A 301-nucleotide genomic window follows, 5' to 3' on the forward strand; every position below is an offset into this window, starting at 1 on the left:
GGGGAAGGTGTCGCTTTCCATTTCCTTGCACGACACGCACCAGTCGGCATAGAAATCCAGCAACAGTGGCTTGCCCTGGGCGCGGGCCTCGGCCAGGGCGGCATCGAGGCCGGCATTGTCGTTGACCTGTCTCTTATACACATCTCCGAGCCCACGAGACATTAACAAGGATCGCGTATGCCGTCTTCTGCTTGAAAAGTGGGGGGGGGGGGGGGGGGGGGGGGGGGGGGGGGGGGGGGGGGGGGGGGGGGGGGGGGGGGGGGGGGGGGGGGGGGGGGGGGGGGGGGGGGGGGGGGGGGGG

General features: G+C 71.8%; 1 protein-coding gene. It reads right to left on the reverse strand.

Annotated features, from left to right (window positions below; genetic code table 11):
- Window positions 1-162: thioredoxin family protein (locus JHD64_RS22130; RefSeq protein ID WP_304506673.1), on the reverse strand; the 162-nt coding region annotated here is incomplete at its 3' end.
- Window positions 163-301 lie beyond the last annotated feature (139 nt).

This window comes from Aquitalea sp. ASV15, from assembly GCF_016429115.1.
Lineage (GTDB): Bacteria > Pseudomonadota > Gammaproteobacteria > Burkholderiales > Chromobacteriaceae > Aquitalea > Aquitalea magnusonii.